The sequence below is a fragment of the Natrinema sp. H-ect1 genome, from assembly GCF_041821105.1.
GTDB lineage: Archaea > Halobacteriota > Halobacteria > Halobacteriales > Natrialbaceae > Natrinema > Natrinema thermotolerans.
This window is the reverse complement of sequence record NZ_JBGUBA010000003.1, coordinates 108,150-133,368: the sequence shown is the minus strand read 5'-3', so window position 1 is coordinate 133,368 and position 25,219 is coordinate 108,150. Positions and strand designations below refer to the sequence as shown.

The window sequence follows — 25,219 nt, the reverse complement described above, 5'->3', positions numbered from 1 at the left end:
CTTGTGTCGGCACGAGATACATCCGCCATGGCCACCCTCGAGGATCCCGTCGAGATCGGCGGTCTCACGATCCCGAACCGGCTCTACCGCGCGCCGCTGCTCGAGTGTGCGGGCAACGGCCCCGACGCAGTCGACGCGCTGATCGCGGACCTCGAGCCCGCGGCCGAGTCGGGGGTCGGGCTCGTCTGTCAGGGCGCGACGATCGTCCGCGGCGAGGGCGGCTGTGCCGCGCCGGGGATGACCCGCGTCCACGACCCCGAGTTCGTCTCGCGACTGTCGCGGCTGACCGACCGGATCCACGACCACGGGAGCCGGATCGCCATCCAGCTCGAACACGGCGGCCTCCGGAGCATGGAGACCTGGCACGCCGAATACCGCGACGAGCATCCGGACCTGGAGCAACTCGCCGTCTCGCGACCCCCGTGGCAGTTACGCGCCCTCGATCCGCTGGGCTTTCTCGCGTACGACCCGCACGTCCTCACGACCGAAGAAGTGTACGAACTCGCGGCGGATTTCGGCCGGGCGGCGGCCCGTGCCGTCGACGCCGGCTACGACGCCGTCCACCTCGCCGGCGCGAACATGGGGATCGTCCAGCAGTTCTGCTCGCCCTTCTACAACTGCCGGGACGACGAGTTCGGCGGCTCGCCCGAAGCGCGACTCGAGTTCCTCGCGGTCGTTCACGACGAGATCCGCGAGCGGGCCGGCGACGTGCCGCTGCTGACGAAGGTGCCGGCCGAAACGCCCGCCCCGCCCGCGCCGATCGTCCGTCGCAAACTCTCGCTTCGGGACGGCGTCGAGATCGCGCGTCGACTCGAGCGGATCGGCTACGACGCGGTCGTGCCGGTACAGACGTCCGTCGTCTGGGACATGAGCATCGTCCGCGGAGAGTACCCCGAGCGGGCGTGGGACAACGAGGGGCTGCAGGCGGAGTACGACGCGGCGTTCGGCGGCCCGGCCCGAAAGCGACTCGTCGCGCTGGCGAACCGGCTCCAATCGCTGCAGTACGACTTCGAACCCGCGTGGAACGAGACGTTCTGTCGCCGGGTTCGCGAGCAGGTGTCGATCCCGGTGCTGGCGGAGGGAGGGATTCGCGAGCGAGCGCAGATGGATCGGTTGCTGGGCGACTCGAGCGGGGATCGGGGCGGTGCGAGCAACGCCGACCCGGCCTGTGACATGGTCGGCATGGCTCGACCGTTCTACGCCGAGCCGCGACTTGGCGCACGGCTGCTCGAGACCGGCAGTAACGGGTCCGCCGAGGACGACGACTCCGTACGTGTCCTCTGTGAGAGCTGCAACAACTGTACGGTACCGCAAGCGACCGGCGCGCCGGGGATCTGCCGGACGCCCACAGTGGTGCGAAAACGGGGCGAACTCGAGCGAAACGGTGCCTACGACCGGTCGTAGCGCCTTACAGCGTCACGGTGTCGCTGGTCAGCTCCGCGAGCGTCCCCTCGGTCCAAGTGTCGTCGACGCCGACTCTGAACCGCGAGTCGGTCGGGCCCGCATAGTGAAGCTGCAGGGTGTACGAGCCGTCGTCGGCGATCGGCGCCGCTTCCTTCCGGTCCGCACCGACCTGCTCGAGTGCGATCATCTCGTCGGCGTACTCGCGACTGGTCGTCCCGCTGATCTCGTAGCGCTGGAAGTCTGCCTGAACGTTCGACCCCTCGACCGGATATCCCTGCATTTCCCAGCCGCCCAGTCCCTCGTCGATCGCGTACGTGTGTTCGTAGCCCGCATCGATCAGCGACGCGGCGCGCTGAGAGGACAGGTGATGGGGACACCGACAATAGGTAACGATCCGCGTGTCCGTCGACCACTCCTCGACCGGGTCGTTCTCGGTTCCGTCCGGAGCCGGCGAGAACACGGCACCCGCGATGCGGAGTTCTTCGTACTGATCGCGGCCCCGTGCGTCCGCGAACCGTGCCTTATCGTTGTCGTACCACTCGTAGACGTCCGTGACCGGCGCGAGGGGGACCTCGGTTCCGTCGGTCGTCGTCGTCTCGTAGTCGAACTCGTTGGCCGGCGTTCCATTGTCGTCGCCGAGACAGCCGGCGACCGCCCCGAGCGATACCGTCCCCCCGAGAGCGAGGAATCTCCGTCGGTTCATAGGTTCGTCTAGCGACGAGAGGGAGATATGGTTTCTGGTGACTCTCACGTCACCACCGACCCCTTCGTTTCAACTGGAGACCGACAGACGTGGCTGGAAGATTGCTCGAGTCGAAACGGCGGAGAAGTAGTCCATCCTGGATTCGAACCAGGGTCGAAGCCCCCAGAAGGCTTCAGGATTGGCCACTACCCTAATGGACTTGACATGTTTCGTCGGTCTTCGACTTCCGACGAGGTACCAGATAGTAGTGGAGGTGCATATTAGAGTGTTACGAACTGGGACGATGACGGGGTGCGTATCGAGTCGACGCTGCCGTTCATGACGTGTCGACCGTCGGCGGTTCGTAATGCTCCGCTCGATGGCAGTTCGCACAGAGGACGCTACACCGCTCGATTTCGGCTCGTATCCGCGTTTTCGGCCGATCGTCCGCGACCAATTTCGTGACACTCGCCGCCTTCGGAGGGGCGTCGTGATGGTAATCCAGACACCCGGGATCGGACTCTCCACAGCGGTTACACCCCCGCTCTCGTTTCCGGTCGTGAACCCACTGACGGCGCTCCCGAGTCGGCTGCGAGTAATGGATTTTTCGGTGGCAGTTCGCACAGAGGACCTCACACTTCTCGATCTCGTCACGGAGCCGGTCTTTTCCGTAGCCGTAGGTCACCATCTTCCCGATTGCCATTTCCTTCGTCGCTGTCTCGAGGTGGTGGAAATCGAGGCACGCGACGCTGTCGACCGCACATCTGGAACAGCCACGCTCTTGTTTGATCTCATTGAGCCACGAACGAAGCCGCGAACGACGGCGTAACGATCGTTCCGTATTCCAGTCGACGTTTCGGTAGTGCCACCGCTGGTCGACCGAGAGTTCCTCCCAGACGAGTCCGGGCGGCAATTCGACATCAGCCGGCTTCGGCTCCACGCGGGATCCGGTAGACGGAGCCGTCTCGAGCCCCGCTCTCTCCTTCGCATCGTTCCAACCACCACAGGTCCGAATTATCGTCGCGGAAGCCGGCGTCAGTCTCAGCTCCTCGTACTGCGCCTTCGTCGGCGACTCACCCAGTCGCTCGGCGGCCTCCCGCAGCGCCTCGAGGCACTCCGCCTCGGAAACCATATCGCCGTTGGCCGCGGCATTCCATATAAACCCTCGCCGGCGCTCCGATCCGAAGCCTGGCGAGAGAGCGGGCGCGAACCGACATTCCTTTTCCCCAGTCGCGCGCACGCTCGAGTATGTACGTCGGACGATTCGTCGTCGTCGGTCCCGAGGTCGGCGCCTATCGCGTCTCCTCGCGATCGTTCCCGAACCGCAAGCTCACCGCTCGAGACGAGGCCCTGACCGTCGGACCCACGGCGGACGCTCCCGAGACGGACAACCCCTACGTCTCCTACAACTGCCTGCGGGTCGTCGAGACGCCGACCGGTGAGACGGCCGCCTTCGGCAACGGCTCGCACGTCGATCCGATCGCGGAGAAACTCGAGTTGGGGTATCCCGCCCGCGACGCCCTCGCCGAGAGCCTGCTGGCGCTTGACTACGAGAAAGACGACTACGACACGCCCCGGATCGCAGCGACGATCGGCGGCGACGGCGAGGCCCTGATCGGGACCGTTCGCAAGGACGCCCTGCTGATCGAGACCGTCGACGAGCCAACGCTGGTCGCGACCTACGAGAAGAACGCGCCCGAGGCGTTCGAGTTCGACGCCGACGGGGCCGCGGCGGCCGCGAGCGAGGCCTACGACCTCGAGTTCGAACACGCGGTCTGTGCGGCCGGCGTCGCTCGGACCGACGACGGGTTCGAGACGGCGATCGAGAACGGCAAGTGACGCCGCTTGCGGACGGAATTGATCGGCGGACGTGAGAATCGTCGGTGTCTTTTTATCAACACCTATATGATCGACATTTATGGCGACCGACCGGGATAGCCGACGGTTTGAGTCCGCAGGGCTCGTCTTCGAGTTCCTCTTCGCGCTCTTCGTGGGGACCGTCGTCTACGTCGAATGGTGGGACGGGGCGGTCCCGCCGCTTCCGGACACAGTGGTGCTGCTGATAGCCGTCGGGAGCGGACTCGCGCTGGGCGGTATGGCCGCCGTCCTCGACGACCGACGGACGGTCCGTACCGGTGCATGGCGGCGGGGACTCCGCGTGGCCGTCGCCGTCGTCGGGGGCGGATTCGTTCTGGGTACAATCGTTGTCCCGGACGGGTTGCCAGTTGCGGTCGAACTCGGCGTCCTTGCGGTAGTCTGGGGGAGCGTCGCCGGGAAGTTCCTGCTCCGGATCGGGCCGGACTGACAGCAGCAGCGTCACCACAGTTGTCGTGTCTGTTGGCCGTTCCTGAGCGGCGGTCCCCGTTCGAGATGCTCGCTGCCGGCGACCGGTCGGCCAACCTACAAGCCCCTCGCGGCGCTATCCTCGTCCATGAAGGCCGGACTCATCTCTGATGTCCACAGCAACCGGGTCGCGCTCGAGACCGTCCTCGCGGACATGCCCGCGGTCGACGTACTGTGCTGTGCGGGCGACGTGGTCGGCTACAACCCCTGGCCCGGCGACTGCGTCGACGAACTGCGTGCGCGGGACGTGCCGACGGTGATGGGCAATCACGACGCTGCCGTCGCCGGGGATACCCCGTTCCGGTTCAACGGCATGGCCAAGGCCGGCGTCGACCACGCGAAGGCGACACTATCCGACGACCAGCTCGAGTGGCTGGCCGACCTGCCGGCGGAACGGCTAGCGTGCGACGGCCGGGTGAAGCTGGTTCACGGCCACCCGGACGATCCCGACCGCTACACGCGCTACACCTACCCGGAGGAGTTCACCGAACGGATGCTCGGCGACGAGGACGTGCTGGTACTCGGCCACACCCACGTGCAGGGCGTCGAACGGTTCGGGGAGGGGATCGTCGTCAACCCGGGCAGCGTCGGCCAGCCCCGCGACGGGGACCCGCGAGCGGGCTACGCGGTAGTCGATCTCGACGCCCTGACCGTCGAGACACACCGCGTCGAGTACGATATCGACGCGGTCCAGGCGGCCGTCGAGAAGGCCGGACTGCCGAGTCGCATCGGCACCCGGCTGGCCCGCGGGAAATAGGACTCGAGCGACGCGGTCGGCACCCCGAAACGAACCCTTTTACACTCACCCCGCTGCTACTGCCGGACATGGTATCCATCGGCCACACCGCGCGTCCCGCTCGGAACCGACCCCGTCGCGCCGTGGGCCGGTGTTGTCGCTTGCCGTCCCCGTACCGCACGCGTCGCCTCGAGACCGCCGCCGCGACGGAGACCGATGTTCGAGCGCGTGCGTGAGGACGTCCGGGCGATGGCCGAGCGCGACCCCGCCGCGAAGGGGCGACTCGAGGTCCTGTTGTGTTACTCGGGGCTGCACGCGGTCTGGGGGTATCGGCTCGCCCACCGTTGCTGGAACCGCGGCGGCGGGTTCCGGTTGCTCGCCCGACTGCTCTCCCACCTGGTGCGCTGGCTGACCGGCGTCGAGATCCATCCGGCCGCCGAACTCGGCCGCCGGGTGACGATCGACCACGGGATGGGCGTCGTCGTCGGAGAGACGGCCGAAATCGGCGACGACGTTCACATGTATCACGGCGTCACGCTCGGCGGCGACACGAACGAACCGGTCAAGCGCCACCCGACCGTCGAGGACGGCGCGCAACTGGGCGCGAACGCGACGCTGTTGGGCGACATCACGATCGGCGAGGACGCGGCCGTCGGCGCCGGCTCGGTCGTCACGAGCGACGTGCCGGCAGGGGCGACCGTCGTCGGGGTTCCCGCAGAGCGGGTCGACTGAGGGCTCGAGGACGGCGCTTCTGGTACGGAGTTCGATTTTACGTTATAGGGCCGTCCGGTTCGAGACAGGCGGTCCCGCTCTGTCGGCACCCACGACTGTATCTTGCCGTTCGAATGCAGTAAATATCCCTACCAGTGATGTTAGTAACTATTATACGTGGTCTTTAGAATTCTCAGCTATGGGGGGTCAGACCAAGCGTGCGGCAGCGGTAGTATTTTCGCTACTTATTGCGACATCAATGGTCGTAACGCCCGTGCTGGCGAACGGGGGAAGTACAGGCTCAACAGCGACTCGATCGGAGTTCGTCGACGGAACGGATCCGTTCGACCGAGTAGGTCCGAACGGGCCGCCGAATCAGACGAAATCGAAAAGAGGTCCACCGGACCACGCTGGCCCGGGCAATAGCCCACCGGACGGGGCGGACGGCAACGGCACTAACCGACCGGTGGTCAATGAGAACTTCACTGCGAACACGTCGACGGGCGCGCTCCTCAGAGCGGCGTCTCACCTGTACCGACTCGAACCGGACAGCCAAGCCGAAGCGGATGCCGTCAACGACACGCTCGTGTCGATCAACGCCTCGCTATCGGAGTCCCGATCGTTTCGTCGAGCCGACTCCGAGGCGTCGTTCGAGCATCTGAAAGACGCACAGAAAGACCTCAAAACGGTCGCGAAGGAAACGGACAACGAGACGGCGGTCGAAAACGCGAGTCGCCTCCTCTACGAGGCGAGCGCACTCAATTCGAAACGCGCGATCTATCACGCCGAGTTGTCGTTCGATCGATACGGCGACGCGTTTCCGAACCACGGACAGGAGCGCAAAACGGATCAGGCGATTATCAACGCCAGAGCGGCGTTCGAACGAGGTGACAGCGCGGTTCCCCCGGGAACACCGCGGCGCGGACCGCCGGGAGATTCGCTCGAGCAGACGATTCAGTCGCACGCGAACGGCATTACGCACCACAGAACGGCGTGGCGACACGCCGAGCGAGCGCTCGAAACGATCGCGAAACACACCGAGCCTCGGTTAACGCTACGGCAGGGACACGCCTTCGAGGAGAACGAATCGATCCACGTTCGTCTCGAGGCCGTAGTCACCGACGCTCGCGCCCACGCCTTCGACGAAGCGAACGTCACACTCGAGAACGGGACCACGGAGCCGATCGAGTTCGGATCGCAAGCGACGATATCGAGAACCACTGGCAGTACGGAACTCGATCTCGGTCCTCGTCCGGAGAACCAGACGGTCACGGTTACTGTAACGTCGAGCGACAATCCGGGTCGAAGCGTCGAAGAGACGCTCGAAATTCGGATCGAGGAGCGAGACATACACTGGGATCTGCCCGCTCCCGACGAGTACGCTCGAGCCTCGGTGACCGATTCGGAGTCCAACGTTACCGTCGATGTCGAAGGAGACGGCGTTCACAAGAGCCTGATTTCGGTCGCGAACCGATCGACCGAGACCGGGAGTCAGTACCGCGCCGGTCCGATGGTTCGGATCGTTAACGAGACGTCGTTCGACCAAGCCGAAGTACGGGTCCCGATCAACGAGACGGTGTTAGAGAACACTGACGGGAACCTGACCATTTACAAATGGGATCCGAGTTCGGACGAGCGGTGGCACGCGGTCGAAACCGATATCGATCCCGACAATCTGACTGCGACGACGACCGTTTCCGAGTTCTCGTACTTCACGGTCGCCGAAGCCGGGGCCAGCCAGTCCTATCAGGACAGAGCGTCGCCCGGGTGGCCGCAGTTGGACGACTTCCAATCCGTAGACGGCTGGGATCGGACCGGTTCCGTGTCGGTGGTCAACGGGACGGCAGTCCTCGAAAGCCAGGCCGAAGACGACGAGAACGACGGTGGCAGCGGTGGCGGCATCGGTGGCGGCGGTGACGACGGCAGTGACGACGAGGACGGAGCCGACGACGGAAACGAGGTGACCGATCCGCCGGAACTCTGTTTGCCGATTGTCGGCTGTGTGGAACTTCCCCCATTACCATTGGGAGGGTTAGGAAGCGCCGCCATAGAGCAGTCGTCGCACGACATCGCGACGCAGTCTCCCGAGGAACACGCGCGACTCACGCGAACTGCCGAGATTCCGGCGGGAGCGGAGCGCGTCTGGTTCGAAACGCGTGTCAAGAGTTCCGCCACGGACGGAAACGCGACGATCATCGTTGAGGGAGAATCCGACTCGAAGCTCGTCCACCTGAATCTTGTCCAGTCAGACGATTGGATCACTGAAGAGGCCGACCTCTCCGAGTTCGAGGGCGAAGAAGTGACGGTTCGGATCGAAACTCAGGGGACCGCCGAACTCAGGGTCGACTACGTCGGCATTCTGGTCGATTCGACCGGGAGCGGCTTCCCGGACGAGGTCGAGCGGTTGGACCTGCGGATGCCAGTCGGCGAGGACGGCGTCCGTAACACCCCGCTGAACTTGGACCCGAACCGGGCTGATACGAGCGGCAACGGCCTTCGTGACAGCGAAATCGTCGATATCGAATGGGGATACGATGCGGCCGGTTCCAACGGTCAGTGGCAGCTCGAGGGCGAGGCCGTCGACGCCGAGGCCCACCCTGCACGGATCGATACGACTGGTGACGGACTGACGGACGCTGAACAACTCGAAGGCTGGGAAATAACGTACACGTCTTCCCGTGAAGATTCGCTCGAACTGCTTTCCAAACTGCAAGACGCGGATAGTATCGATGAGCTAGAGGCCTCGGAAAGTGATTTCCTCGAGACCGAAACCGCATCTCCCGATCCGCTTAGCAATTACACTGACATCGACGGGGTATCGGACGCCAAAGAAAGACGACTAGGGACGGATCCCGAATCACGTGATACGACCGGTGACGGGATTCCTGACTGGGCGTACCGAGGCGGCGAGTACGATCCGACGCTGTTCGACGTTAGTTCTCCGGAAATCATAATCGAAGACGCTGACTTCAACGATCCGAACGTGGACGTATCCGGGTTGGATCTCCGTGATTGGGAGGCACGAGTAGCCGGAAGTTACGAGGTCGAATTCACCGTGGACGGCCTGGCTGATCCCGAAGAAGCACGGGTCATTTACAACGGTGACGTCGAAGAGACGGTTCCCCTAGGAAATAGACGAAGGAGCGGGGATGTCAAGTTCGATATCGGGACGGTCGATACGTTCACCGACGCCTTCACTGGGTCGCTAGTGACGGTCGAGGCCGAGGATGAACACGAAGTTATCAACGGAGTCGGCAGTACCGAAGTGCCTGCCGTCGAAGTAAACGGTGTCTGGGCTGCAGCCTCGGAAGAAATTCGCGCTCAGGGCGTCTCTGACGCTAGGATAGAGCGAAATTTGGGGACGCTACAGGGGGTCACATACGGTGCCGGTGAATCGGCCGAATCCGTCCAAGCCCTGTACGAAAGTCCGGTCGAGAGTATCGCTGCCTTGCGAGAGATTCCTGCCGCCATCGTCAATTTGGACGAGGTTATTGCGGCGATGCCAGAGTCGATCGAAAAGGAACAGCATGATAACAACCCACACGATCCAGAAGATCGTTACTACGAGTCATATCGCCAAGGCTGGTACGAGGGCTACATCGCTTGGTTCGTCATCGAAAGCGCGATTCCGGTCGGAAAAGCCGGGTCTGCAGTCAAGAGTTCCAAACGGATCCAGAAGACCGTTGATCGACTCAGCGGGCCACGCATTCGCCAAGCGGCCCGGATGGCTGGCCGAGTAGACCACGCCACGAAAGCGCCAATTCGATACGGGAAACTGCAGTTCTCGCGTGGGCTCTCTACAGGAATCGGCGTCACTAAGAAAACCGGTGAGCGGATACTCAGTCCGGTACCGACGGTCGGGAAGCAGTATCAGGTGTCGAAACTGCTCAGCCGACACGATATCGATGGGGGAAAACTGAACCGCTACTCACCCGATGAGCAACGGAAAGTCGGGGAATTCACCAACAGGTACGGTGACGAGGGAGCAGAAATCGCCTCAGAAGGAGGTCCGGTTTTCCAACAAATCGCCGCAAGTGATACGCTCGACGCTGCGACAACGGACCGGATAGTACGTGCATACGATCAGCGTATAATTGACGAAGACGACATCCAACGGATTGCGCGTGGTCTTGACGAGGGTGATATCGATCAGGAGGCTATTCATCGTGCGCTCGGGCAGGCAACCAATCTCGACCAAAACGGTCACGCCATAGAGCGTCTTCGGGCAGCCGATGAGGTGAATGCAGAGTATCCTTCTAATTACGACGACCCGTATGCCTCCGGAACAATAGCTGTTGAATATGTGACTGAAACGGAAGAGAAGTTCGTAAGGGTTCACAGAGAGAGTAATCAAGTGCGATCGTGGACCATGCGGAGGCATCAGATAGAAGGACTAGAACCTGTCGAAATACAAGAAAAATTCTCGTTACCTGAGGAACCAGTCTACGTGTCTGACGTAGGCGTTCCAGCAGGTACCAGAATGCGGACTGGTGTTGTTGAATCCAACTTCGGCGGACAGCGCGGAGCGACCCAGTTCGAACTGCGCGAGAAAATCCCCTCGGAGAATTTCGATAATCAACGTGAAATTCAGCCATGAGTATTGTAACTACAAACGGACGTGAGCTAACGATCGATGGAAAAACTATCGAACTCCCAAATCAGATCGAAACGGTCTTGGAAATCAATGGTCTGGCGGTAGTCCTATTAGATACCACTGGGCGTTCCCCGGCTCGAGATAACGTCTGGGCGTTCGATATGGACGGGAGTCTCGTATGGAAAGCTGAACCAGTATTCGAACCATCGAACGACGCCAATACGTACGTGCAAATTCGACGAGAGGGGAGTGATCTCTGGGCGAGTGATTGGAAGGGGATGGAGTACAAGCTCGATCTCCAAAACGGCAAGCAGATCGAGGAGAAATTCAGGAAATAATCGAATGGTACTCGTCATACAAGGTGTATCGTTCTCTTGGAGTTCTCAGACTGTCTCACAGATTTCTCTGCGGGCAAGCTACTGGCTCGGGGGACACCGATGATCCTGCAAATCAACACGGGACACTCCGAGATCGTGATCAACAACCGAACGATTTCCCTCTCTCACGGAGCGCAAAGCTGTACGGTCGTCGATAATACAGCGATCGCGTTGCGTACCGGCTGGTGCCATCCCGACATCGAGTTTTGGGAAGACCTCGGGGTCGATATGAGTCATAAAACTGGCGGCGCTGACTTCGAGTTAGAGAACAAATATCGGAACGTAGTTGGCTTCGATGGCGATGCAAACCCACAATGGATACTCCCTGAAGCACCACACGAACCGCCTGAGGACGAGGAGCCCTATTACATGAGCCTTTGGCAGACCGACGGGTCCCTCTGAGTCCAGAACAAGAACCAGCACGCCTACCGCGTTGACCCGGACTCCGGTGAACTACTCGAGAGCGTCTCGGCGAACGTCCTCTACCTCGGCAGCGAGAAGATCGAATTCGACGGCGGCTGGGTCGGGAAGGTTCTCCCCCATCGACGACGATCTCGTCGCCGTCATGCTCGAGACCTCGAGCCACCCGGATTCGGACGGGCGGAATCCCTACGTGTTCGATCGCGACGGGACAGAACGCTGGTGGGTCGGTGACCACCTCCACAGTGATGCGCCAGCGTCGGCACCGCCGTTTACCGACATCTGGCTCGACAACGGCAACCTCTGTGGCTACGCGACCGACGGCTACGAGTATCGGTTCGACCCGGAAACGGGAGAGTTACTCGACACGATCTGGCGGAAGTGACACGAGCCGACGAGCCGTCGGAACTCGAAACCACGCCAGAGAGCGGACAGAAATGGCCTCAGCGGCCGTGTCTCAAACCAGCGGTTCGACCAGTTCCCGACCCGCCTCGAGCAACGCCCCCACCCGCGCCTCGTCTTCGGCCTCGGCGTAGATCCGCAGCACGGGCTCGGTCCCGCTGGGACGCACCAGCAGCCACGAGCCGTCGGCCAGCAGCAGTTTGAACCCGTCGGCGGTGTTGACGTCCTCGACGGCGGTCCCGGCCACTGTCTCGGGGATTTCGTCCTCGAGTTCGGAGACCACCCGCGCCTTCTCGTCGTCGGGACAGTCGACGCTGGTCTTGTCCTGAACGACTGTTCCGTGTTCCTCGAGCAGGCGATCCACCCGGTCGTCGATCGGCTCCGCGGCGTGCATCACGGCCGCGAGCAGGGCCATGAGGACGCCGTCCTTCTCGCGGACGTGGCCCCGGACGGTGAACCCGCCCGACTCCTCGCCGCCGACGAGGGCGTCGTGTTCGCCGATCGCCTGCGCGACCCACTTGAAGCCGACCGGGACCTCGTGAACCGACTCCCCGTGAGCCTCGGCGACCCGGTCGATCAGGTAGGTCGTGGAGACGGTCCGGACCGCCGGCCCCGAGTCCGTCTCGAGCAGGTAGTCGTAGAGCGCGGCGAAAAAGAGGTTCTCGTCGAGATAGCCCCGCTCGGGCGTGACGACGGCGATGCGGTCGGCGTCGCCGTCGTTGGCGATTCCCAGCTCCGGCGCGGTGTCGTCGGCGGTGACGAGGTCGATCAGCGTCTCGAGGTTCTCGGCGGCCGGTTCCGGCGCGCCGCCGCCGAACTCGGGGTCGGGCTCGCAGCGCAGACACTCCAGGGACGCGCCGGCCCGCTCGAGCAGGGCGTCGGTGGTCCCGCGGCCGCTGCCGTGCATGGCGTCGTAGGCGACGGTGCGGTCGGCGAGGTCGACATCGCCGGCCATCGATTCGACCAGCTCGAGGGCGGCGTCGGCGTGTGGCCCTGCGAAGTCGACCTCGGTGACGGCCCCGTGGTCGGCCTCGGGGAGCGGATCTGGCTCGGCGAGCCGGTCGGCGATGGCGTCGGTAACGTCGGGGAGGGCCGGCGCGCCGTCGCCGGGGATGAACTTGACGCCGTTGTACTCCGGCGGGTTGTGCGAAGCGGTGATCACCAGCCCGCCGGCGAGGTCACGGTCGGCGATGGCGTAGGCGACGAGCGGCGTCGGTCGGTCCCGATCGGCGAGCAGGACGTCGAACCCGTTGGCACACAGCACCCGTGCCAGTTCCTCCGCGAACCCCCGCGAACCCTCGCGGGCGTCGTACCCTACTGCGACCGGCCCCTCGAGGCCCTCGTCGGTGAGATACGTCGCGACCGCTTGCCCCACCATCCGAACGCGGGGCGACGTGAACTCCTCGAGCGTCGCCCGCCAGCCGTCGGTACCGAAGCTGATCGACTCCATGCACCGGTGGTCGAGGGCCGGCGCGAAAAAAGCGACGGGACGACGGGGCCGGTCGGAAGCGATCAGGCGTCGACGTCCGCGAGTCGCTGCTCGAAGAGCCGCTCGCCGGTATCCTCGCAGGTGACCGCGATCACTTCGTGGGAGCTACAGCAGGACTCGACGACCTCCTCGCCCATCCGGACGTCGCCGCCGGAGGGACAGGTCTCGAGGAACATCCGGAGTCCGTTGAGGACCCCGCCTTTCGTCTCGGGCGCATAGGCGTCCCAGTCGTCGGTCCACGACGCGAGCGCGCGGCTGGCGGCAACGTCGGCGAGCAGGGCGGCGTGGGAAGGCCAGCGGCCGGCCGCGCCGGTCTGCGAGAGCAGTCGGTATGCCTCCCCGTGTTCGCTGAGTTCGAACCGCTCGGGGTCGGCGTCGAACCCGAAGGCGTCGACGGCCGCCTCGACGTCGACCCCCGACTCAGCGAGCGGGTCGATCTCGCCGAACCAGACGGCTTCGAACTCGTCGGTGAGACAGAGATCGTCGCGATCCTCGCAGGGCTCGAGGACGTCGTTCTCGAGGAAGAACGTCTCGAGATCGGCGACAGGATCGGCGTCAGCTCCGGCAGCGGCGGTCCCGTCGCCGTCGGCGGCTGACGTCGTGTCGTCGGTCGCGACGGCCGCGTCCTCGTCGAACGTGACCGCGTCGTCCGCCGTCGAATCGCGGTCGGTTTCGGTCGTCGGGCCGCCGCCGAGGCCGCTCGCGACCGCGGGTTCGGGATCCTTGCCGAACCAGCGCAGTACTGCAGGCGGGAGGTACCGCTTGGTCAGCGTCGGCGTCCCGGGGACGAGATACCCACGGAGGTAGATCAGCGCGATCGAAACGCCGACGGCGACCAGTCCGCCGAGACGGGATTTGCGGGCGACGATCGAACCGAGTATCGCCGCGATAACCAGGTTCAGGACTGTACAGGGCTCACACCGGTTGTCGCCGGTGTACTCCGGTTGTCTGAGTTCGTCGACGACGTCGATTTGCATCTCGAGAGAACTGTCATTCCCGATGGATATCTATTTTTCGGCGTGTGTCAGAGGGAAATGACCGGCGAGGCATTCGTCGTGACCGGCGTTACTCGAGGCCCACGAGCCGTTCCTTCTCAGTTCGTGAGAGTTGTTTGATCTCGTACTCGCGGGACATCGCCGCCGATTTCGAGTCGAAGCGCTCGTGGTAGCGGAGTTCGACCGGCGTCCGACCGCGGGTGTACTTCGCGCCCTCGCCCGCATCGTGTTCGGCGACGCGTCGCTCGAGGTCGGTCGTGTAGCCGGTATAGAGGGAGCCATCGGCACACTCGAGGACGTAGACGACGTGATCGGCCATCGGTCGTGAGCAGGGAGACCAGCCTAAAAAGCGTCTCGTCCGTGGGGGCGCGTGGTAGTCGTGATCGATCGCGATGGTCAGGTGCCGCGAGCGCGCTCTTTCGCGGCTTCAGCGATGCCGGCGTTGGCCGAACAACTGACACACGCGTGGATCTCGCCGCGTTCGTCGGCGAAGACGCGTGCGAACCGTTCGGAAACGTGCGCGCCGCAGTGGTCACACTTGGGCATTGGTCACACCGGCCGGAGCCGGTATCAGGGTATACCGGGTGTACGGTTAAATAGCCTTCTCCAAACACTGTTTGGCTTTTGGGTTGTGGAAACTATTTTTGCCGAACGGGGTAGGGCTCAGTCGCGGCCGGCGGCGATCGAACGGGCGATGAGGGTCGCCTGTGCCCCGGCGACGAAGCCCGCATCGACGTTGACGACCGAGAGGACGGTACAGGACTGGAGCATCCCGGCAAGCGCCGCCTCACCGTCGCCACCGTAGCCGTAGCCGCTCGCGACGGGGACACCGATGACCGGCGTATCGACGAGGCCGGCGACGACGGTTGGCAACGCACCCTCCCGGCCGGCGACGACGATCAACACGTCGGCCCCGCGGAGCCGGTCGAGTTGGTCGAGGGTTCGGGACAGCGCGGCGACGCCGATGTCGTCGACGCGATCGACCGTCACGCCCGCGTCCAGCAGGACGGTTTCGGCCTCGTCGGCGACCGCTTCGTCGACCGTCCCGCCGGTGGCGATCCCCACCGTCGCATCGAGCGACGGTGGCTCGTAGTCGGGAGCCAGCACTCGCGCCGTCGCGCTCCGGCGCTCGAGCGTCGCGTCGGGGGCGGTCGCTGCGAAGTGATCCCTGAGCGCGTCGAACTGCGGCTCCGACAGACGCGTCAGCAGCGCTCGGCCCGTCGTCTCGAGGGCGGTTTCGGCGAGCGCGACGACCTGTTCGGCCGACTTCCCCTCCGCGAAGATCGCTTCCGGGATCCCGCGGCGCTGTCGACGGGCCGCGTCGAACCGGCCCGCCTCGCCGACCACGTACCCCCTGAGTTCGGCTTCGGCCTCGGCCGGCGACAGGTCGCCGTCGGCCACGGCCTCGAGGAGTTCGCGCATACCGCCGTTCCGGGGTCGACGTACTCGAATGCGTCGGCTGGCGGTCGGTCCGGGACGAGTCACGGCGCGGACGCCGTCGAGGGTCTTGTGATCTCGTAACGTACGTGCGAGCCCCGGAGGACCGCGCGCGAGGCAACTCAGCCGATTCGCGACCCCCGTTCGGCGGGGCCGCCACTCATATGCCATATACTTTCCGGTGAGATCGGTGGTCGAAACGGGCGAATCAACCGCTGCAACCCCCGTATTTCCGCTGCTAACCAAAATTCTTATATGGAGTTATGCGAAACCGATACACCGTATGGCAGATCTTATCGTCAAAGCCGCCGTAAAGGAAGCGCTCGATGACAAAAACGTTGCCTCCGACTTCTACGACGCACTCGACGAGGAAGTCGACGAGCTTCTCGAGGACGCCGCCCGACGCGCGGAAGCCAACGACCGGAAGACGGTCCAGCCCCGCGACCTGTAAGGGACGCCACCCCAATTTTTTCGGACGCTACGGTCGATAGCGGTAGCTGTCGCCGGCCGACACCCGGCGACGTTGCCGGCTCGAGTTTTTTGCCCGATGCCGTGATACGGACGGATATGTTGCGCAGACTGCTGATCGGCTTCGGCCTCCTCGAGATCGTGAAACCGGAACCGGTGATCGCCGCCTGCGAACGGATCGGCCTCCGAAACCCCGGCGAGCCCCAACCGCGGCCGCTCGCGCTCGCCGGCGCTCGGCTCGAGGGGCTGGTCTTCGTCTGGCTGCTCGTCCGCGGCCGGCAGGGATCGACGCTGGTTTCCGGGCTGCTCGGGCTCGCCGGGCTGACGCTCGTCCTCGTCCCGCGGCCGATCATCGACCTCAGTCAGCACCTGGTCTATGCCAACACCGACGACCTCGAGTTGCAGCCGTGGGTCGAGCCCGCGGCGCGGCTGCTTGGCGTCCTCTATCTGACCGTGACGCTGCTCTCACGGAGTACGAACGAGGAGTCGGCGATTGAGGAAGGGGAATCCGAGATCGCGGAGTCGTCGGGTCGGCCCCCGCTCCCGGCGCGGTAAGGGGCTCCGGCCCGAAACCGTTTCAGTACCGGCGGACCTCGACGCCGTCGTCGGTGCCGACGTAGGTCGCGTCGGCCATACCGACGAACAGCCCGTGTTCGACCACACCCGGAATCGCCGAGAGCCGCGCCGCCAGTTCGTCGGGATCGTCGATCGCGCCGAACGCACAGTCGAGGACGAGATTGCCGTTGTCGGTCACGACCGGGCCGTCCTTCTCGCCGGCATCTCGGAGCGTCGGCTCGCCGCCGAGGTCCCGAATTCGGTCCGCGACGACGGTATGGGCGTCCGGAAGGACGGCGACCGGGACCGACCGCTCGAGGCGAGTGGTCAGCTTCGAGGGGTCGGCGACGACGACGAACCGGTCGGCCGCCGCGTCCACGAGTTTCTCGCGGGCGTGTGCCGCGCCGCCACCCTTGATCAACGCGCCGTGTGCGGCCGCGTCCGCGTCGTCGACGACCTGATCCGCCCCGTCGATCGCCAGATCGAGGCCGTCGACCGCGTCGAGGTCGGTCAGTTCGATGCCGACCTCGAGGGCCAACTGGCGGGACTGGAAGGAGGTCGGGACCCCCCGGATCTCGAGGCCGTCGTCGACGGCCCGGCCGAGCGCGCGGATCGCATAGGCGGTCGTCGAGCCGGTGCCGAGGCCGACGACGAACCCGTCGGCGACGTCCTCGGCCGCGCGTTCGCCGGCCCGTCGTTTCGCCGCGTCGGAGCCACCTGCCGTCTTCATACCTCCTCACGGGAGCGGCGAGGGCAAAAACGTTGTAATTCGCGGTCGGCCGCTCAGAGATCCGCTCGTCCGAACCCCCAGAGACCCAGTGCCAGCGGCAGGAGCGCCCAGACGGCGAGGATCACGAAACCGAACCACGGCTCGGCCACCAGCGGCACGCTCTCGATCAGTCCCTGTGACTCGTAGGCACCCGCCGAGGTGAACTGCGATTCGCGGAGGACGAACCCGATCGCGGAGCCGTAGGCGGCATCCGGCGTGATGGAGTTGAAGACGAGGTACCAGCCGGGGAACGTCTCGGGAAGGAACGTTCCCTCGATGGCGTAGAGCAGGACCTGTGAGAGTATTCCCCAGAGGGCTTTGAACAGGACCACGAGTGCGATCGCGCCGACGGCAGCCTTGGTCGTCGACCGGGTCATCGCGGAGATGCCGACGCCGAGACAGACGTAGACGAACCCGAAAGCGACCGTCACCAGCGTAAAGGCGAGATAGTCGACGGGCGAAACCTCGCCGACGAAGGCGACGAGCCCGATCAGGCCGACGGCGAAGCCGATCAGGATCGACACTGCGACGACGCCCGTTCGACCGAGGACCTTCCCGAGGACGACGTCCCGACGGCGGTGGGGCAGTCCGAGCAGGAACTTCAGGCTCCCGGTCTCGCGTTCGCCCGCGATCGCACCGTAGCCGACGATCAGTGCGATCACGGGCACGAGAAAGCCCGCCGGCGTCTGCAACGCGAAGATCAGTCCGATCGTCGACTCGCCGCCACCCTCCGAAAACAACCCGGAAGCCCACGAGGCCAGCGCGGCTCCGCCGACGGTAAACAGGGCAAAGAGCGCGGTCAGTCCCAGCAGCAGGCGCGACCGGACCGCGTCACGAAAGTCCTTCTTCGCGACGGTGATCGCGCTCATCGAACCACCTCCCGGCCGCCGTCGGCCCCCGTAGTGTAGGCGACGAACAGGTCCTCCAGCGAGGACTCGTCGGTCTCGAAGTCCTCGACAGTGACGCCGTACTCCTCGACGACGTGGAGGACCTCGGTCTTGGCGCGGTCCTCGCAGGCGACGACGAGGGACCGTCCCTCCGGGGTCACCGAGGAGACGCCGTCGATCGCCTCGACCGCTGCGAGGGCAGCATCCGAGTCGTCGGGGATCCGATCGAGGGTCACGCGGAGTCTGGTCTGGTCGGGCATCGAGTCGCGCAGTCCCTCGACGGTGTCCTCGGTGATCAGGTCGCCGTCCCGGAGGATGCCGACGCGGTCACAGACCGCCTCGACCTGCCCGAGGACGTGACTCGAGAAGAAGACGGTCGCGCCGCGTTCGTTTTCCTCGCGGATGATCTCGCGCATTCGGCGAGCCCCGTTGGGGTCGAGGCCGGTGGAGGGCTCGTCTAAGATCAGGAGGTCGGGCTCGCCGACCAGGGCCGTCGCGAAGGTGAGCCGCTGGGCCATCCCCTTCGAGTAGCCGCCGGCCTTCTTCGCGGCCGCGTCGGGCGAGAGACCGACCCGCTCGATGAGTTCGTCGGGGTCGTCGTCGGCCCCCTTGGACTCGATCGCGAACTGGACGTGCTGGCGGCCGGTCAGGCGCTCGTAGAGTTCGGCGCCCTCGGGAAGGATACCGGTTCGCTGGCGGATCTCGAGGGAGTCCGCCTGCGCATCGAGGTCGAACACCCGAACCTCGCCGGTAGTCGGCCGAATGAAGTCCAACAGGAGGTTGATCGTTGTCGACTTCCCGGCCCCGTTGGGACCGAGAAAGCCGTATATTTCGCCGCGCTCGACGGACAGCGAGAGCCCGTCGAGTGCCGTCTCGGTACCGTACCGTTTCGTCACGTTGGATATATCGATGGAGGGCACTGTTTAACTATACTACTATTTTGGATGACAAATAACTTTCTGCATGCCGGAACGATAGTCGCCACTGAAACTCACTGCGAACCTGATCGTACGACAGCGTTGCAATCAGTGTGTCAATCGCTTCAGCGGCTACGATATCCGTCCCGGCAGCGAGGACGTATTGTCAATTACGGAATCGGATCGGAAGAGCTATAGTACCTGTTGGGACACAATCACTTGTATGCGAGACCCTGCTCTCCACCCCGCCGATTACGCCGGTCCCGATCGGCAACATGGTCCCGCTCGACGACCGACCCGCCGCTCGAGCCGGGTGGTATAATGTTGCAACTCGCCCTCCTTCCGCTCCAGTCCGGCGGTGAAGAACTCCCCGTCGACTCGACGACGATGCTCGCCGCGATGGTGATCGGCTTCGTCATCGCCGTCGCGATCACGGTCGGCGTCGCCTACTGGGTATACAAGGACGCCGCGAAACGCGAGAACAACGAACTCGCGTGGGCCGTCGGCGTCGGCGCGTTGCTGTTCGTCGTCTTCCCGATCGGTATCCTCGCCGTCATCGCGTACGTCCTCCTCCGAGGCGACGAGACGGCAGCGGAGTCGATGGGCGGCGACGCGACGAGCGGCGAGTGGTAGCGCCACCGGATCGTCGCCGACTCCGAGACCCGACGCCCGTGCAGTCGGCCGCCGTCGCGGACACATCGTTACGCCGAACTTTTTTTGAGCCGTCCGTCGATCAACGCTCATGGCAACGGCGGAGACGGCCGTCTCCCTCTCGGACGTCCGCAAGACCTATCGGATCGGCGAGCCCGTCCACGCGTTAGACGGCGTCTCGCTCGAGGTACCGGAAGGGTCCTACACGGCGATCATGGGCCCCAGCGGCTCGGGCAAGTCGACGCTGATGAACCTCGTGGGCTGTCTGGACACCCCGACGGAGGGCGAGGTCGTCGTCGGTGGTCGAGCAGTCGACACGCTGGACGACCGCGAGCGGACCCGCCTCCGGGGCACCGAGGTCGGCTTCGTCTTCCAGACGTTCAACCTCATGCCCCGACTGAACGCCGTCGAGAACGTCGCCCTCCCGCAGCTGTTTCAGGGGATCGACCGGACGGAACGGCGCGAGCGAGCGCGTGACCTGCTCGAGCGGGTCGGGCTTGCCGACCGCGGGGATCACCTGCCCAACGAACTGTCGGGCGGCCAGCGCCAACGGGTCGCGCTGGCCCGGGCGCTGGTCAACGACCCGGCGATCGTGCTGGCCGACGAGCCCTCCGGCAACCTCGATACCGACACCGAGGCCGAGATCCTGGATCTCTTCGACGAGTTCCACGACGCCGGGACGACGATGATCGTCGTTACCCACGAGCGCCACGTCGCCGAGCGGGCCGACCGGATCGTCCACCTGCTCGACGGGCGGATCGAACGGATCGAGGAACTCGCGGGCGACGGCGCGGCGGAACCGGCCTCCCGAACGGGTTCGTCGGAGCCGACGGAGGCCGATTCCGAGTGAACCCACTCGAGAGTCTACGGCTGGCGTGGCGTTCGATCCGGGGCCATAAGCTCCGGTCAGCGCTGACGACGCTGGGGATCGTGATCGGGATCGCGGCGGTGATCGCGTTCGTCACACTGGGTGCGAGCCTACAGGCCGGTATCATTGGCGACATCAGTCCCGACGATCAGCGCAACGTCTACGGCTGGGCCGCCGACCCCGACACCGAGGGCGGGCCGCTGGCGGGTGCCCAACCGGTGTTTACGGACGACGACCTCGCGGCGGTCGGGGACTTAGACGAGGTCGAGGCGGCCTACGGCTACGCGACGATTCAGACGCAAGCGATCTCGAACGGCGAGGAGACGGTCGCCCAGGGGAACGGACTGATCGCCTCGGGACCGTCGTACATCCGCGAAGAGCGGTTGGCCGAGGGCAGACAGTTCCGGCAGGGCGAACGCGAGGCGGTCCTCAACCCGGCGGCGGCCAACCAGTTCGAGGAGAACGTCACCGTCGGCGACGAACTGACCGTGACGATCCTCGGCGGCGAACGACGGACCGTCGAAGTGGTCGGGATCACCGACACCAGCGAGGGACAGAGCCCCTTCGAGGGGTTCGAGTCCTCGCCGCGGGTGTACGTCCCGACCGATCCCTACTACACGGAACAAGCGTCGGGACTCGGAGCCGGCGGCGGTGACGACGGCGGCGACAACGAAAGCGCCGGCGAGAGCGGCGAGGCCCGCTTCCTCGCGATCATCGTCGAAGCCCCCTCCGACGACGAGGCCGATATCGACGCCGCCCGCGAGAGCGCGACCGACTACCTCGAGAGCGATCGGTCCGACGCCAGCGAGTTCCTCGGCGACGACCTCGCGGTCACGTTCCGGACGAGTACGGAGCTGCTCCAGCAGCTCCAGGACGTGCTGGATCTGTTACGGAACTTCATCGTCGGCATCGCGGCCATCTCCCTGCTGGTCGGCTCGATCGGCATCGCCAACATTATGCTGGTCAGCGTCACCGAGCGAACCCGCGAGATCGGCATCATGAAAGCCGTCGGCGCGCAGAACCGCGACGTCTTGGGCCTGTTCCTGACCGAGGCGGTCATCCTCGGGGTGATCGGCGCGATTCTGGGGACCGGACTCGGCCTGATCGGTGGCTACGTCGGGGCCGAATACGTCGATCTGCCGCTGGTCTACCCCCTCGAGTACGTCGCGCTCGCGATCGTCGTGGGGATACTCGTCGGGGTCCTCGCGGGGCTGTACCCCGCGTGGCGGGCCGCGCGGACGGACCCGATCGACGCGCTGCGCTACGAGTGATCAGAACCGGTCGCGGTTCCGTTCGTGATCGTCGTCCCGTTCGTCGTCGATTCGATCGGCACCGAACTCCCTCGAGTCCGCGGTTCCCGAGTCGCGGTCGTACTCGCGGTCCCGCGTCGGCGCGCCCTCGGTGGGGGGAGCCCCACCCGACTCCGTTTCGTAGCCGATGGTGGCCCGCGTCCGGTGGTGTTGGTCGGGATACTCACGGGCGAGATACGCGCCTAGATAGCCGCCGAGCAAGGACGGCCCGACCGTGTAGGCGAGCGCGAAGAACCCGGCGACGACGATCACGACCGAGACCACCGCGAACCCCTCGAGCGGAACCCCGCCGGCGAGGCCGATTCCGAGGAGCCCGAACAGGAGCAGTCCCAGCCCCGCGATCGGCAGGAACGCGATCGCACCGGCCAGCGCACCGACGATTGCGCCCTCGCGGCCGTCCGGCCCCTCGAGGAACCCGGCGACGAGGCCGCCGAGGACGGTCGAGAACGGGATGAACGAGAGGACGACACCGACGACGGCACCGATGACGGCGTTGAGAAGCGTCCGAGTGGTGACCATACCGAACGGATGACGGGGATCCTAAAAATTGTGGGGAGAAAGACGGCGATCGGCACGGTGACGATATCGATTAGCGGGGAACCGAAGGCAGCGTTACAGCGCTCGGCGAATGGGCCCGGCGAGGTCGAACCAGAACGAGAGGACGCCACAGCCCAGCATCCCGACGATCGCACCGAGATACAGCTCGAGTCCGAGCGTCTCGAGCATCCACTCGGGATCGAGGAAGCCGGACGCGATGACGAGCGTACAGGCGATCGCGATCCCCATGACCAGGAGGGCGACGGGAAGCGGGGGCTGACGGTTCATGCGTACGTGTACTTTTTCCAACTCGATCAAAGTGTCGTTCGCCCCGCTCCGGCAGCGACCGGCCGCGCCAGCGATATCCCGGCCTCAGTCGTCGGCCGTCCGCGGACTCGACTCCTCGAAGGTCGTCTCGGTGTCCTCGGAATCGGACTCGAGATCGGCTTCGATGATCTCGCTGAACGTGGCGTCGGTGTTGACCTCGTCGGCCAGCAGGTCGACGGCCTCGACGAAGACGGCGACCAGCAGCGGGCCGACGACGACGCCGATCGGGCCGAGAGTAAAGAGCCCACCGGTGAAGCCGACGAAGTAGAGGCTGCCGGGGAGGCCGGCGGAGCGACGCGCCAGCCGCGGCCGGACGACGACGTCGGGGAGCCAGCCAACGAGGACGAGGCCGAGAACGCCGATCAGGGCTGCCGCGACGAGGTCGCCGGCGACCGCCTGATAGAGCGCGATCGGCGTGATCAGCATGCTCGGCCCGATGATCGGGACGAACTGTAACACGGCGGCGACGATCGCGAGCGTCAGTGCGCCCTCGTATCCCAGCGCCCAAAACAGCGGGTAGGCAACGGCAAACGTCGCGAGCGAGGTCGCGACCTGCAGGACGTAGATCGCGTACAGCGTTTCTCGAGCCCGCGTGGCGAGCGCGTAGACGACGTCGCGATAGTCGTAGGGGATCGGCGCGACGGCGGCCCGGCCCGCCTCGTCGCCTTTGAGCAGGACGCCGAAAATGAGGACGAGAAACAGCGCGAACTTGATCGCGAGGACCGGGAGGGAAAGCGCGAAGTCGGTCGCGACGCCGCTCAGGGAATCGACCGCCATCGATTGAACCTCACCGGCCTCGATGGTCTGGGTCGCCCCGAAGGCCGTGATCGACAGCTCACGCGGCAGGGCCTCGACCGCCTCGAGGACGCCCTCGATGCGGAAGTACAGCGTCACGACGATCGGCGCGAAGACGGCGGTTGCACTCGCGAAGCCGATCACGGTCGCCGCGAGCGCGGCCGTCCACTCCGAGAGCCCGCGCCTGACGAGCCACCCCTGGACCGGCATGAGGACGTAGGCAACCGTCAGTGCGAAGAGGATCGTTCCCAGTACCTCGAGCAGGATCCCGCCGGTCACGACCCCAAGCGCGACGACGATCCCCGCGAGGACGTAGCGGCGCTTTCGTCTCGAGCGATCGTCCCCGCGAGCGGTCCCAGTCACAGCCGAGACTCTCACTCGAGCGGTAAAGTCTTTGTCCGATTGACGGGACCGATCGGCCGATCACGCCGTTTAAGACCACTCAGTGTAACCACCGAGTAATGGATCGACGGACGTTCATCGGGACGGTCGGTGCGGGGACGGTCACCGGCGTCGCCGGCTGTCTGACTCGCGACGGCGGCGGGAACGGCGACGGCGACGACGGAACGCTGCGGATCGCGACCTACGATTCGATGGTCAACACAGAGAACTCGGCCGGGCCGTGGCTCAAAGAGGCGTTCGAGGCCGAACACGACGCCGAAATCGAGTGGACGGTTCCCGACCAGGGACTCACACAGTACGTGCGGAGCGCGCGGGAGAACGCGGACATCGACGCCGACGCCTACGTCGGGGTCAACGTCGACGACCTCGTCCGGATCGACGACGAACTCGGCGACGGCGAACTCCTGCAGGAACTCGAGGTCGATCGGCTCGACAACGCCGATCGGATCCGCGACGAACTCGAGATGGGCGACCCCCACGGTCGCGTGCTGCCCTACGACACGGGCTACATCTGTCTCGTCTACGACGAGACGCTCGTCGACGAACCCGAGACGCTCGCGGACCTGACCGAGCCGGCCTACGAGGACGCGTTGCTGGCTCAGAACGCCCAGAACTCGGATCCGGGACGGGCGTTCCTGCTGTGGACGATCGACGCCCACGGCGAGGACGGCTACCTCGACTACTGGGGCGACCTCGAGGACAACGGCGTTCGCGTCCTCGACGGCTGGACGGAGTCCTACAGCGGCGCGTACATGGAGGGCGAGCGGGCGATGGTCGTCTCCTACTCGACCGATCAGGTGTACGCGAACGAGTACGATTACGAGATGAGCCGCCATCAGGTCGCGTTCCCGAACGGGCAGGGCTACGCCAACCCCGAAGGAATGGGCATCCTCGAGGGAGCGACGGACGTCGACGTCGCCTACGACTTCTTCGATTTCGTCCTCTCGAGCGAGCCCCAGGCGGAGATCGCCCAGCGCAACGTCCAGTTCCCGGCCGTCGCGGACGACCACGTCGACCTCGATTCGACGTTCGACGAGTACGCCCACGAGCCGTCCGAAACGGTCGCGTTCGACTACGATGCGCTTCGGGGCAGCCTCGGCGGGTGGGTCGACGACTGGGCCCGCGAGTACGTCAGCCAGTAAG

The 25,219-nt window shown here is 65.0% G+C and carries 28 protein-coding genes and 1 tRNA gene; 15 read left to right on the top strand and 14 right to left on the bottom strand.

Annotated elements, in window-relative coordinates:
- The first annotated feature begins 27 nt into the window (after positions 1-27).
- Complete coding sequence (locus ACERIM_RS09010; protein WP_373632177.1) at positions 28-1,404, top strand: NADH:flavin oxidoreductase; 1,377 nt, start codon at positions 28-30, stop codon at positions 1,402-1,404.
- A gap of 4 nt (positions 1,405-1,408) precedes the next feature.
- Here the strand turns inward: ACERIM_RS09010 and ACERIM_RS09005 are convergent, their stop codons facing one another.
- The 3 genes from ACERIM_RS09005 to ACERIM_RS08995 form a co-directional block, all read right to left on the bottom strand.
- Positions 1,409-2,107: a rhodanese-like domain-containing protein gene (locus ACERIM_RS09005; protein WP_373632175.1), complete on the bottom strand. Its 699-nt coding sequence runs from the start codon at positions 2,105-2,107 to the stop codon at positions 1,409-1,411.
- A gap of 127 nt (positions 2,108-2,234) precedes the next feature.
- A tRNA-Gln gene (locus tag ACERIM_RS09000) sits at positions 2,235-2,307 on the bottom strand.
- Between the two features lie 116 nt (positions 2,308-2,423).
- Positions 2,424-3,218, bottom strand: coding sequence for a homing endonuclease associated repeat-containing protein (locus ACERIM_RS08995; RefSeq protein ID WP_006648427.1), 795 nt, complete (start codon positions 3,216-3,218; stop codon positions 2,424-2,426).
- A gap of 116 nt (positions 3,219-3,334) precedes the next feature.
- Here ACERIM_RS08995 and ACERIM_RS08990 point away from each other — a divergent pair, with 116 nt between their 5' ends.
- The 8 genes from ACERIM_RS08990 (at position 3,335) to ACERIM_RS08955 (ending at position 11,652) form a co-directional block, all read left to right on the top strand.
- Complete coding sequence (locus ACERIM_RS08990; protein ID WP_006648428.1) at positions 3,335-3,925, top strand: IMP cyclohydrolase; 591 nt, start codon at positions 3,335-3,337, stop codon at positions 3,923-3,925.
- Between the two features lie 79 nt (positions 3,926-4,004).
- Positions 4,005-4,391 (top strand): hypothetical protein, encoded by a 387-nt coding sequence (locus tag ACERIM_RS08985; RefSeq protein ID WP_006648429.1) that lies wholly within the window; start codon positions 4,005-4,007, stop codon positions 4,389-4,391.
- A 126-nt stretch (positions 4,392-4,517) separates the two neighbouring features.
- Complete coding sequence (locus tag ACERIM_RS08980; RefSeq protein ID WP_006648430.1) at positions 4,518-5,186, top strand: metallophosphoesterase; 669 nt, start codon at positions 4,518-4,520, stop codon at positions 5,184-5,186.
- 195 nt (positions 5,187-5,381) lie between these two features.
- Positions 5,382-5,897 carry a serine O-acetyltransferase gene (cysE, locus tag ACERIM_RS08975; RefSeq protein WP_006648431.1) on the top strand — a complete coding sequence of 172 codons (516 nt, stop codon included), beginning with the start codon at positions 5,382-5,384 and terminating at the stop codon, positions 5,895-5,897.
- Between the two features lie 178 nt (positions 5,898-6,075).
- A complete protein-coding gene (locus ACERIM_RS08970; protein WP_373632173.1) occupies positions 6,076-10,473 on the top strand; it encodes a VWA domain-containing protein in 4,398 nt (1,465 codons plus the stop codon).
- Positions 10,470-10,808 (top strand): hypothetical protein, encoded by a 339-nt coding sequence (locus ACERIM_RS08965; RefSeq protein ID WP_006648433.1) that lies wholly within the window; start codon positions 10,470-10,472, stop codon positions 10,806-10,808. Before ACERIM_RS08970 ends, ACERIM_RS08965 begins: the two co-directional genes overlap by 4 nt.
- A 99-nt stretch (positions 10,809-10,907) precedes the next feature.
- Complete coding sequence (locus ACERIM_RS08960) at positions 10,908-11,249, top strand: hypothetical protein (protein WP_006648434.1); 342 nt, start codon at positions 10,908-10,910, stop codon at positions 11,247-11,249.
- A 163-nt stretch (positions 11,250-11,412) separates the two neighbouring features.
- Complete coding sequence (locus tag ACERIM_RS08955; protein ID WP_373632172.1) at positions 11,413-11,652, top strand: hypothetical protein; 240 nt, start codon at positions 11,413-11,415, stop codon at positions 11,650-11,652.
- Positions 11,653-11,724: 72 nt separating this feature from the next.
- Here the strand turns inward: ACERIM_RS08955 and ACERIM_RS08950 are convergent, their stop codons facing one another.
- The 5 genes from ACERIM_RS08950 to larB form a co-directional block, all read right to left on the bottom strand.
- On the bottom strand, positions 11,725-13,119 hold the full coding sequence (locus tag ACERIM_RS08950; RefSeq protein WP_373632170.1) for a phosphoglucomutase/phosphomannomutase family protein: 1,395 nt from the start codon (positions 13,117-13,119) through the stop codon (positions 11,725-11,727).
- 62 nt (positions 13,120-13,181) lie between these two features.
- Positions 13,182-14,135 (bottom strand): hypothetical protein, encoded by a 954-nt coding sequence (locus ACERIM_RS08945; protein ID WP_373632169.1) that lies wholly within the window; start codon positions 14,133-14,135, stop codon positions 13,182-13,184.
- 88 nt (positions 14,136-14,223) lie between these two features.
- Positions 14,224-14,472 carry a GIY-YIG nuclease family protein gene (locus ACERIM_RS08940; protein ID WP_006183066.1) on the bottom strand — a complete coding sequence of 83 codons (249 nt, stop codon included), beginning with the start codon at positions 14,470-14,472 and terminating at the stop codon, positions 14,224-14,226.
- 77 nt (positions 14,473-14,549) lie between these two features.
- On the bottom strand, positions 14,550-14,699 hold the full coding sequence (locus ACERIM_RS08935; RefSeq protein ID WP_006183067.1) for a hypothetical protein: 150 nt from the start codon (positions 14,697-14,699) through the stop codon (positions 14,550-14,552).
- Positions 14,700-14,816: 117 nt separating this feature from the next.
- Positions 14,817-15,575, bottom strand: a complete 759-nt coding sequence (gene larB, locus ACERIM_RS08930; RefSeq protein ID WP_006648438.1) for a nickel pincer cofactor biosynthesis protein LarB — start codon at positions 15,573-15,575, stop codon at positions 14,817-14,819.
- Between the two features lie 298 nt (positions 15,576-15,873).
- On the opposite strand from larB, the gene ACERIM_RS08925 reads away from it, so the two are divergent.
- Both ACERIM_RS08925 and ACERIM_RS08920 read left to right on the top strand, forming a co-directional pair.
- Entirely contained in the window at positions 15,874-16,041 is a 168-nt protein-coding gene (locus ACERIM_RS08925) for a DUF1931 family protein (protein ID WP_004267503.1), read from the top strand.
- 116 nt (positions 16,042-16,157) lie between these two features.
- Complete coding sequence (locus tag ACERIM_RS08920; RefSeq protein WP_006648439.1) at positions 16,158-16,613, top strand: hypothetical protein; 456 nt, start codon at positions 16,158-16,160, stop codon at positions 16,611-16,613.
- 22 nt (positions 16,614-16,635) lie between these two features.
- Here the strand turns inward: ACERIM_RS08920 and rpiA are convergent, their stop codons facing one another.
- Genes rpiA through ACERIM_RS08905 form a run of 3 tightly spaced genes read right to left on the bottom strand, consistent with a single transcriptional unit; the run spans position 16,636 to position 19,189 of the window.
- Complete coding sequence (gene rpiA / locus ACERIM_RS08915; RefSeq protein ID WP_006648440.1) at positions 16,636-17,343, bottom strand: ribose-5-phosphate isomerase RpiA; 708 nt, start codon at positions 17,341-17,343, stop codon at positions 16,636-16,638.
- A gap of 53 nt (positions 17,344-17,396) precedes the next feature.
- The gene (locus tag ACERIM_RS08910) at positions 17,397-18,251 is read right to left on the bottom strand and encodes an ABC transporter permease (RefSeq protein ID WP_006648441.1); all 855 of its coding nucleotides are present in this window, start codon (positions 18,249-18,251) and stop codon (positions 17,397-17,399) included.
- Positions 18,248-19,189, bottom strand: coding sequence for an ABC transporter ATP-binding protein (locus ACERIM_RS08905; RefSeq protein ID WP_373632166.1), 942 nt, complete (start codon positions 19,187-19,189; stop codon positions 18,248-18,250). Before ACERIM_RS08905 ends, ACERIM_RS08910 begins: the two co-directional genes overlap by 4 nt.
- Positions 19,190-19,507: 318 nt before the next feature.
- Between ACERIM_RS08905 and ACERIM_RS08900 the strand changes: the two genes are divergently transcribed.
- From ACERIM_RS08900 to ACERIM_RS08890, 3 genes are all read left to right on the top strand, one after another.
- On the top strand, positions 19,508-19,819 hold the full coding sequence (locus tag ACERIM_RS08900; RefSeq protein WP_373632165.1) for a hypothetical protein: 312 nt from the start codon (positions 19,508-19,510) through the stop codon (positions 19,817-19,819).
- A 109-nt stretch (positions 19,820-19,928) separates the two neighbouring features.
- Positions 19,929-20,687, top strand: a complete 759-nt coding sequence (locus ACERIM_RS08895; protein ID WP_373632163.1) for an ABC transporter ATP-binding protein — start codon at positions 19,929-19,931, stop codon at positions 20,685-20,687.
- On the top strand, positions 20,684-21,976 hold the full coding sequence (locus ACERIM_RS08890; RefSeq protein ID WP_006648445.1) for an ABC transporter permease: 1,293 nt from the start codon (positions 20,684-20,686) through the stop codon (positions 21,974-21,976). Before ACERIM_RS08895 ends, ACERIM_RS08890 begins: the two co-directional genes overlap by 4 nt.
- Here the strand turns inward: ACERIM_RS08890 and ACERIM_RS08885 are convergent, their stop codons facing one another.
- From ACERIM_RS08885 to ACERIM_RS08875, 3 genes are all read right to left on the bottom strand, one after another.
- Complete coding sequence (locus ACERIM_RS08885) at positions 21,977-22,534, bottom strand: DUF5518 domain-containing protein (RefSeq protein WP_373632161.1); 558 nt, start codon at positions 22,532-22,534, stop codon at positions 21,977-21,979.
- 93 nt (positions 22,535-22,627) lie between these two features.
- The gene (locus ACERIM_RS08880) at positions 22,628-22,840 is read right to left on the bottom strand and encodes a hypothetical protein (RefSeq protein WP_373632160.1); all 213 of its coding nucleotides are present in this window, start codon (positions 22,838-22,840) and stop codon (positions 22,628-22,630) included.
- An 84-nt stretch (positions 22,841-22,924) separates the two neighbouring features.
- Positions 22,925-24,037 (bottom strand): AI-2E family transporter, encoded by a 1,113-nt coding sequence (locus ACERIM_RS08875; protein ID WP_373632159.1) that lies wholly within the window; start codon positions 24,035-24,037, stop codon positions 22,925-22,927.
- Positions 24,038-24,135: 98 nt separating this feature from the next.
- Here ACERIM_RS08875 and ACERIM_RS08870 point away from each other — a divergent pair, with 98 nt between their 5' ends.
- Positions 24,136-25,218: a thiamine ABC transporter substrate binding subunit gene (locus tag ACERIM_RS08870; RefSeq protein ID WP_373632157.1), complete on the top strand. Its 1,083-nt coding sequence runs from the start codon at positions 24,136-24,138 to the stop codon at positions 25,216-25,218.
- Position 25,219 lies beyond the last annotated feature (1 nt).